This is a genomic window from Pseudomonas sp. R62 (assembly GCF_000257605.1).
GTDB classification, from domain to species: Bacteria; Pseudomonadota; Gammaproteobacteria; order Pseudomonadales; family Pseudomonadaceae; genus Aquipseudomonas; species Aquipseudomonas atacamensis.
The window spans coordinates 736,415-745,560 of record NZ_JH635999.1 but is presented as its reverse complement, the minus strand read 5'-3'; the positions used below and the strand labels follow the sequence as shown (position 1 = coordinate 745,560).

Annotated in this window: 8 protein-coding genes; 7 read left to right on the top strand and 1 reads right to left on the bottom strand. The window is 62.8% G+C overall.

The genetic code is table 11. The annotated features are described in order from the left end of the window. The first annotated feature begins 169 nt into the window (after positions 1-169). On the top strand, positions 170-1,006 hold the full coding sequence (locus OQK_RS21705; protein WP_016774246.1) for an AraC family transcriptional regulator: 837 nt from the start codon (positions 170-172) through the stop codon (positions 1,004-1,006). A gap of 54 nt (positions 1,007-1,060) precedes the next feature. Next, on the top strand, positions 1,061-1,657 hold the full coding sequence (locus tag OQK_RS21700; RefSeq protein WP_016774245.1) for a LysE family translocator: 597 nt from the start codon (positions 1,061-1,063) through the stop codon (positions 1,655-1,657). Here the strand turns inward: OQK_RS21700 and OQK_RS21695 are convergent. Further along, a complete protein-coding gene (locus OQK_RS21695; protein WP_016774244.1) occupies positions 1,654-2,424 on the bottom strand; it encodes an AraC family transcriptional regulator in 771 nt (256 codons plus the stop codon). The two genes, OQK_RS21700 and OQK_RS21695, sit on opposite strands and share 4 nt — an antisense overlap. A gap of 221 nt (positions 2,425-2,645) precedes the next feature. Between OQK_RS21695 and OQK_RS21690 the strand changes: the two genes are divergently transcribed. The 5 genes from OQK_RS21690 (at position 2,646) to OQK_RS21670 (ending at position 9,121) form a co-directional block, all read left to right on the top strand. After that, positions 2,646-4,271: an APC family permease gene (locus tag OQK_RS21690; protein ID WP_016774243.1), complete on the top strand. Its 1,626-nt coding sequence runs from the start codon at positions 2,646-2,648 to the stop codon at positions 4,269-4,271. Between the two features lie 22 nt (positions 4,272-4,293). Further along, a complete protein-coding gene (locus OQK_RS21685; RefSeq protein WP_016774242.1) occupies positions 4,294-5,220 on the top strand; it encodes a 4-hydroxyproline epimerase in 927 nt (308 codons plus the stop codon). Between the two features lie 54 nt (positions 5,221-5,274). After that, a complete protein-coding gene (locus OQK_RS21680; RefSeq protein ID WP_016774241.1) occupies positions 5,275-6,222 on the top strand; it encodes a dihydrodipicolinate synthase family protein in 948 nt (315 codons plus the stop codon). Positions 6,223-6,285: 63 nt separating this feature from the next. Beyond that, positions 6,286-7,878, top strand: coding sequence for an aldehyde dehydrogenase (NADP(+)) (locus OQK_RS21675; protein ID WP_016774240.1), 1,593 nt, complete (start codon positions 6,286-6,288; stop codon positions 7,876-7,878). After that, on the top strand, positions 7,868-9,121 hold the full coding sequence (locus OQK_RS21670; RefSeq protein ID WP_016774239.1) for an NAD(P)/FAD-dependent oxidoreductase: 1,254 nt from the start codon (positions 7,868-7,870) through the stop codon (positions 9,119-9,121). The genes OQK_RS21675 and OQK_RS21670 overlap by 11 nt, the downstream gene beginning before the upstream one ends. Positions 9,122-9,146: the final 25 nt, after the last annotated feature.

Sequence of the window (9,146 nt, the reverse complement as noted above, 5' to 3'; positions counted from 1 at the left end):
CCGCCCCGCGAAGGCGGTTTTTTTCGTCTGCGTTTTCTGGTCCCACCCCATCCAAGGCACATCGCCTGACGCGATCCGCCTGCGCACCTGCACAAATCTTCTAAACACTCTCCTCCTCCACGCGGTATTTTAGAAACGCCCCTGCTCAACCGCCCTATGGAGTCCTCCCATGGACAAACGCAACTGGATCTCTCTCTCCCAGGATGTCGATACCGGGATCGAGTCGATTCGTGCGCATTTCCGTGGGCATGCCTACGATCCGCACTGGCATGACAGTTTTCTCGTCGGAGTGACCGAGCAAGGCGTGCAGCAGTTCAATTGTCGCCGGGTGCGTCATCGCAGTACGCCGGGGCATGTGTTTCTGCTTGAGCCGGGAGAAATCCACGATGGCCATGCGCCGACCGAGGATGGCTTCACCTACTCGATGCTGTATCTGGATCCGCACTGGCTGGAGCGCGAATTGCACGCGCTGTTCGAAGAGGCGCCCGCCGACAGTCAGCCAGGCTTTGCCGACACACTGAGCCACGATCCGCGCCTGTCGACGGCGATCGTGCAAGCCTTCCACGCGTTACATGACGGCGATCTGCGCATCGTCCGGCAGACTGCGCTGGATGGCCTGCTGGCGTCCCTCACCCGCCATCTCGACTGGCGCAAGCGTCAGGACTTCGATCCGCGCCTGCCACTGGTTGCGCAGGTTGCGCGGGACTATCTGCATGCCCACACCTATGAAGACATCGGCCTCGACGACCTAGCGCAAGCCTGTGGTGTCGATCGTTTTCGCCTGACCCGGGCGTTCAAGGCCGCTTTCGGTCTGGCACCCCACGCCTACCTGATCCAACTGCGCCTGGCCAAGGCGCGGCAATTGCTCGCGCGCGGCGAGACGCCAGCGCAGGTGGCCAGCGTGCTTGGTTTTGCCGACCAGAGTCACCTCGGTCGCTGGTTCCGCCGCGCCTATCAACTGACCCCGGCGGACTACCGCAGACGCTGCTCAAATCTTCCAGACTGAGGCCTGCCTACTGACGATCATGGTGTCCTGTTTCGACTCTCAGGAATCTGCACCATGGCTTCTTTACTGCCCTTTCTGCTGTTCGCTTTCGTTGCCTCGATCACGCCGGGGCCGACCAATATTCTGGTGCTGAGCCACAGTTCGCGGCGCGGGTTGATCGCCACGCTGCCAATCATTTTCGGCGCCTGTGCGGCGGCGGCGTTGATTGTGCTGGTGGTCGGGCTCGGCGCTGGCGAAACCCTGTTGCGCTTCCCGCGCGTGCAGCAAACCATGGCCTGGGGTGGCGTGCTCTGGTTGAGCTGGCTGGCGTGGCAGATCTTTCGCAGCCCGCCGCCATCGCTGGACCCGAAATCTGCGCAGGAACAAGGCTTGAGCGTCTTCGGCGCGGCGCTGCTGCAACTGGTCAATCCGAAGGTGTGGATGATGGCTGTGGCCGTGGTCAGCGTATTCGTTGGCGGCGGCGACAAGACGCTGCGCCTGCTGGTGTTGTCGCTGGCGTTTCTGCTGGTATCGCTGCCGTGCATGACGCTCTGGGCGCTGCTCGGCGTTGGCAGCGCACGGTTGCTCAGCTCACCGCGAGCGTTCAAGCGAATGAACGCGGCACTGGCCCTTCTTCTGCTGCTCTCGGCCTGGCTGGCCGTGTTGGTCTAATGCCCGGTGGCTTGCCGGTATTCGCGTGGTGTAAACCCGGTCGAGGCCTTGAACTGACGGGTGAAAGCGCTGTGATCGGTGTAGCCGCATTGCAGCGCAACCTCGGTAATCGGCAAGTCGCTGTGCAGCAATCGATGCGCGTGTTCCAGGCGGACTTTCTGAATCATCTGCCGTGGTGTCAGGTGGAAAACGCGTTTGCAATAGCGCTCCAGTTGCGCCACGGATATCCCGGCGATCCGCGTCAGTTCACCCAGCGTCACCCGCCGGTTGAAGTTGCCGCGGATGTATTCATCGACCGCCGCCAGGCGCTCGAACGCCGGGTGGGTTTCGCTGGCTGACTGCAGATCCACCGAGATCCCCACCAGGCCGATGATCGTCCCGTCACGGTTGTAGATCGGCCTCTTGTGGGTCAGGCACCAGCCCGGTTCGCGACTGCCATACAGGTGCAGTTCGAGCTGATCCTCCAACACGAAACCTTCCTCCAGCACCTTGCGATCCTGCTCGGTGTAACCCGGGCCCAACTGCGCCGGGAAAACCTGCGCACTGGTTTTGCCGAGCAACGGGCGCAGGTCCTTCAAGCCACAACGCTGCACCAGCGTGCGGTTGGCCAGCACATAGCGCGCTTGCAGATCCTTGATGAAGATCGCCGCATTGGGGATCACATCGAGTATCGGCAACAGCTGCGCGGCACCGCCGACCATCTCTTCGAGGGTATGCGCCCGCAAGCCGTCAGTGCCCTGGCACAGGATCGAAAACGCTGACTGCATCAAACACTTCCCCTCGAGTAGAACCACCGCAAATGTCACTCGCCAGCAGATTGCAGCAACGTCACGGCCCTGTCGAGGCCCAGCAATCGCCAGCGCCATTGTGCTGAATTCGTCATCGATCCCGGCATAAAACATCAATCGCCGCCACTGTCGAGCGGTGCAAAGTCTGCTCGTCCCCGTGACACAACTGCCTATCCAATAACTCACAAGAAGGCGATGCCATGTCAGGCCAAGGCAAGTTCAAAAAACAGCTTTCATTGATCGACCTCACCTTTATCGGACTCGGCGCGATCTTCGGCTCCGGCTGGTTGTTCGCCGCCAGCCACGTCTCGGCGATTGCCGGTCCGGCGGGGATTTTCTCCTGGTTGCTGGGCGGTTTCGCCGTGTTGCTGCTGGGTATCGTCTACTGCGAACTGGGCGCCGCATTGCCCCGTGCCGGCGGCGTGGTGCGCTACCCGGTTTATTCCCACGGTCCGCTGCTCGGCTACCTGATGGGCTTCATCACATTGATTGCGTTTTCCAGTCTGGTGGCGATCGAAGTGGTCGCCTCGCGCCAATACGCGGCGGCGTGGTTTCCCGGCCTGACCAAGGCTGGCAGCGGCGATCCGACGATCCTCGGCTGGCTGGTGCAGCTCGGCCTGCTCTGCGTGTTTTTCCTGCTCAACTACCGCAGCGTGAAGACCTTCGCCAAGGCCAACAATCTGGTCAGCGTGTTCAAATTCATCGTGCCGTTGCTGGTCATCGGCGTGCTGTTCACTTTCTTCAAACCGGACAACTTTCAGGTTCAGGGATTCGCTCCATTCGGCCTGTCCGGCGTGGAGATGGCCGTCTCTGCCGGGGGGATCATCTTTGCCTACCTGGGCCTGACGCCGATCATTTCCGTGGCCAGCGAAGTGAAAAATCCACAGCGCACCATTCCCATCGCGCTGATTCTCTCGGTGCTGCTGTCGACCCTGATCTACGTGCTGCTGCAAATGGCCTTTCTCGGCAGCATCCCGACGGAAATGCTCGCCAACGGCTGGGCCGGTATCAGCAAGGAATTCGCCCTGCCCTATCGCGACATCGCCCTGGCGCTCGGTGTCGGCTGGCTGGCGTATCTGGTGGTCGCCGATGCGGTGATCTCGCCGAGCGGCTGCGGCAACATCTACATGAACGCCACCCCGCGAGTGATCTACGGCTGGGCGCAGACCGGCACTTTCTTCAAGGTATTCACCCACATCGATGAAAAGTCCGGCATCCCGCGTCCGGCGCTGTGGCTGACTTTCGCCCTGTCGGTGTTCTGGACCCTGCCATTCCCGTCGTGGGAAGCGCTGATCAACGTAGTCTCCGCCGCGCTGGTGTTGAGCTATGCGGTGGCGCCCGTATCGGTTGCGGCGCTGCGCCGCAATGCGCCGGACATGCCGCGCCCGTTCCGGGTCAAGAGCATGGGCCTGCTCGGGCCGGTATCGTTCATCATCGCCGCGCTGATCGTCTACTGGTCGGGCTGGAACACCGTGTCGTGGCTGCTCGGCCTGCAAATCCTGATGTTTGTCATCTATCTGTTCTGCGGTCGCTTTGTGCCCACCGCCCATCTGAGTCTGGCGCGTCAGGTGCGCTCATCGGCGTGGCTGATCGCCTTCTATGCGGTGACCATCGTGCTGTCGAAACTCGGCACTTTCGGGGGCCTGGGCATCCTCACCCATCCGTTCGACACGATCGTCGTCGCCGCTTGCGCCACCGGTATTTACTACTGGGGCGCAGCGACCGGCGTGCCTGCCCATCTGCTGCGCCTGGACGACGAGGACGAAGAAAGCGACAGCCCTGCGCCCTCGTCCAGCGTCAGCGCCCGCCCTGCCGGCGCCTACTGAAATCATCCAACGGGATCTCTTCATGAAACGAGTACACGTCATTGATTCCCACACCGGCGGCGAGCCGACACGGCTGGTGATGAGCGGCTTCCCCGAGCTGTCCGGCAACAGCATGGTCGAGAAACGCGACGCCCTGCGCAGCCAGCACGACCAGTGGCGCCGCGCCTGTCTGCTCGAGCCACGCGGCAACGATGTGCTGGTCGGGGCGCTGTATTGCCCGCCGGTCTCGCCTGATGCCACGTGTGGGGTGATCTTCTTCAACAACGCCGGATACCTGGGCATGTGCGGCCACGGCACCATCGGCCTGATCAATTCGTTGCAGCATCTGGGGAAAATCCAGCCGGGCGTACACAAGATCGACACGCCGGTGGGGCAAGTCAGCGCGACGCTGCACGACGATGGCTCGGTCACCCTGGGCAACGTGCCCGCCTACCGCTATCGCAAACAGGTGCCGGTGGAGGTGCCGGGTTATGGCCGCGTGGTCGGCGATATCGCCTATGGCGGCAACTGGTTTTATCTGGTCTCCGAGCATGGCCAGAGGTTAACGATGGACAACGTCGAACACCTGACTGCGTACACCTGGGCGATGCTCAAGGCGCTGGAAGACCAAGGCATTTGTGGCGAAGACGGCGCGGTCATCGACCACATCGAACTGTTCGCCGATGACGATCAGGCTGACAGCCGCAACTTCGTCATGTGCCCCGGCAAAGCCTATGACCGCTCACCATGCGGCACCGGCACCAGCGCCAAACTTGCCTGCCTGGCCGCCGACGACAAGCTGCAACCGGGCGCACCGTGGATCCAGGCGAGCATCACCGGCAGCCAGTTCGAAGGCCGCTTCGAATGGGGAGGTGAACGCATTCGCCCGTTCATCACCGGCCGCGCCTACATGACCGCCGACAGCACCTTGCTGATCGACGACAGCGACCCGTTCGCGTGGGGCATCTGAGCCGCCACGCCGATTTTTCACTACGAATCAAACGAAATGCCAAGGAGTTGAACCATGAGCGACAACATCTTCACCGGTTGCATGCCGGCCCTGATGACCCCGTGCACCGCCCAGCGCAAACCGGACTTCGATGCGCTGGTGGCCAAGGGACGCGAGCTGATCGATGTCGGCATGAGCGCCGTGGTCTACTGCGGCTCGATGGGCGACTGGCCGCTGCTCACCGAAGCCGAGCGTCAGGAAGGCGTGGCGCGCCTGGTCGCTGCCGGGGTGCCGACCATCGTCGGCACTGGTGCAGTGAATACCCGTGAAGCGGTTTCCCACGCAGCGCATGCGGCGAAAGTCGGCGCGCAAGGCTTGATGGTCATCCCGCGCGTGCTGTCCCGTGGCGCTTCGGCGACGGCGCAAAAGGCCCACTTCGCCGCGATCCTGCAAGCCGCACCGAACTTGCCGGCGGTGATCTACAACAGCCCTTATTACGGCTTCGCCACCCGCGCCGATCTGTTTTTCGAACTGCGCCGCGAGTACCCGAACCTGATCGGTTTCAAGGAATTCGGCGGCGGCGCGGACCTGCGCTACGCGGCCGAGAACATCACCTCCAAGGATGACGACGTGACGCTGATGGTCGGCGTCGACACGCAAGTGGTGCACGGCTTCGTCAACTGCAACGCTACCGGCGCCATTACCGGCATCGGCAACGCCCTTCCTCGCGAAGTGCTGCAACTGGTGGCGCTGAGCAAGCAGGCCGCGCAAGGCGATGCCAAGGCCCGGCGCCAGGCGCGGGAGCTGGAGTCGGCGCTGGCCGTGCTGTCATCGTTCGACGAAGGTTGCGATCTGGTGCTGTATTACAAGCATCTGATGGTGCTCAACGGCGACAAGGAATACACCCTGCACTTCAATGAAACCGACGTGCTGAGCGACTCGCAACGGCGCTATGCCGAGAAGCAGTATTCGCTGTTCCGTCACTGGTACGAAAACTGGTCCGCCGAGCAGAACTTCGCCTAACTACTACCTGCCGCGAGTCTTCACGATTCGCGGCAGGCCTCGCTCATTTCACAGGAAGACACCATGACTCTGACGGGCAACATGCTGATCGGCCAACAATCCGTGGCGGGTACGCGTCCGGCCTTTCGCGGGATCGATCCGGCGACCAACCAGGCACTTGAACCGCAGTACGCCGGGGCATCAGCCGAACAGGTGGAACAGGCCTGCGCCCTGGCCTGGACGGCGCAAGATGCGTATCGCGAAACCAGCCTGAGCGCCCGTGCGGCATTTCTCGAAAGCATTGCCGAGCACATCGAAAACCTTGGCGATGAACTGATCGAACGCGCCCACGCCGAAACCGGTCTGCCGCCTGCACGCCTTCAGGGCGAACGTGGCCGCACCTGCTCGCAATTGCGCCTGTTCGCCCGCACGGTGCGCGCGGGTGAATGGCTGGACGTGCGCGTCGACAGTGCGCAACCGCAACGCCAGCCACTGCCGCGCTCCGACCTGCGCCAGCGGCAGATTGCCTTGGGGCCGGTCGCGGTGTTCGGCGCGAGCAACTTTCCGCTGGCATTTTCCGTGGCCGGTGGCGACACCGCCGCAGCACTGGCGGCCGGTTGCCCGGTAATCGTCAAGGCGCACAGCGCCCATCCGGGCACCAGCGAACTGGTCGGCCGCGCAGTCGCGCAAGCGGTCAAAGCCTGCGCTCTGCCCGAGGGCGTGTTTTCCTTGTTGTTCGATTCTGGCTACGAAGTCGGCATCGCATTGGTCAGCGACTGGCGCATCAAAGCCGCTGGTTTCACCGGCTCGCGCACTGGCGGTCTGGCCTTGATGAAAGCTGCGCAAGCGCGGCCCGAGCCGATTCCGGTGTATGCGGAAATGAGCTCGATCAACCCGGTTTTGCTGTTACCCGCCGCGCTGGAAAATCGCGCGCAGGCGCTGGCCGAAGGGTTTGTCGCGTCGCTGACACTGGGCGCCGGGCAGTTCTGCACCAACCCGGGATTGCTGATTGCCCGCAAAGGCCCGGCGCTCGACGGGTTTGTTGGCGCGGTGGCTGAACTGATCCCGCGCAGTGCGGCGCAAACCATGCTCACGCCCGGCATCTTCGGCGCCTATCAAACAGGCGTGACCGCTCTGCAAGACAATCCCCGTGCGCGTGCGGTAGCGGTTGGCCAAGTCAGCAGCGGCCCGAATCAGTGTCAGGCGCATGTCTTCAGCACCGATGCAGCGGATTTTCTCGCCGATCAAAGCTTGCAAGCCGAGGTCTTCGGCGCGACATCGCTGATCGTGCAATGCAGCAGTGACGAAGAAATCCGTCAGGTCTGCGCCCATCTCGAAGGTCAACTGACCGCGACCCTGCACATGGACGACGCCGACCTTGCACCGGCGCGCGCGTTGCTGCCAACCCTCGAGCGCAAGGCCGGGCGCCTGTTGGTCAATGGCTGGCCGACCGGCGTGGAAGTCTGCGACGCAATGGTCCATGGCGGGCCTTACCCGGCAACCTCGGATGCGCGCAGCACCTCGGTCGGCACTGCGGCGATCCTGCGTTTCCTGCGGCCGGTGTGCTATCAGGATTTCCCCGACAGCTTGCTGCCGACGGCGCTGCAACAGACCAATCCGCTCAACCTTCGGCGCTTGCTTGATGGTCAACGGGAAGCGACACGCCATGGCGAATAACCCTTCGCACGACATCGCCGTGGTCGGCGCTGGAATCATTGGCGTGGCTTGCGCACTGCGCCTGGCGCGTCAGGGTTTGCGCGTGGTGGTCATCGATCAGCAGGAACCGGGGCATGGCGCTTCGTTCGGTAATGCCGGGCATCTGGCCACCGAGCAGGTATTTCCGATTGCAGACGTGTCGATCCTCAAGCGTTTGCCGGCCATGCTCATGGACCCGATGGGGCCGCTGCGCCTGGACTGGAAATACCTGCCGCGCGCCCTGCCGTGGTTCACCCGGTTATTGCTGAATCTGCGACCTGAGCCATTTCAGAAAACCGTCGCCGGCTTGCGCGCGCTCAATGAAAGCAGTCTCGACGCGTGGCAGCGCTTGCTCAGCGATATCCAGCGCACGGATCTGCTCAAGGTTGACGGCTCGTTACTGGTCTTCGAAAAACCTGAATCCCGTCAGGCCATCGAAGCCTTGCAGGCACGCCTGAATCAGCAGCAGGTGCCGGTGGATTACTGGCAGGCCGGTGCGATCCGCGAAACGGCGCCGCAGCTCAGCGAACAGATTCAGGGCGGACTGTTTTTCCCGCGCACAGGGCATTTCCTTGATCCCTATCGGGTGGTCTGCGCACTGGTCGAAGCGGCTCGCAGCAGCGGCGTGAGTTTTCTAAAGCAGCAGGTTCAAGGCGGCTACGTGCAGGAAAACGGCGTTTTAATGGTGACGGGCAACGGCGGTGTGACGGCCAGCCGCGTGTTACTGGCCTGCGGTGCGCATTCGGCGACACTCACCGCCGCGCTGACCGGCAAGCAAGTACCGTTGGACACCGAACGCGGCTATCACCTGATGCTGCCGCACGAGCATGATCGCCTGCCCTTCCCCGTCACCTCACTGGAACGCAAATTCATCATGACGCCCATGCGCGATGGCCTGCGCCTGGCCGGCACAGTCGAGTTCGCCGGGCTGGAGCGGCCAGCAAACATGGCACGCGCCTGGCAATTGCAGCGCCTGAGCCAAGGTCTGTTTCGCAAGGACCTGAACGCTGATGCCGCGACGCCGTGGATGGGCTTTCGCCCGTCGCTGCCGGATTCGCTGCCGGTGATCGATCAGGTTTGCGACGGCAAGGTCCTGCTTGCCTTCGGTCACCAGCATCTGGGCCTGACTCAAGCGGCGCTGACGGCGGAATTGATCGGGCAGATGGTCTCAGGCGCCGCTCTCGCGCTGCCGAGTGTCGACGCCTACCGACTGGCACGTTTCTAAGCGTGCTTCAGCGCGTCGCCGTGAT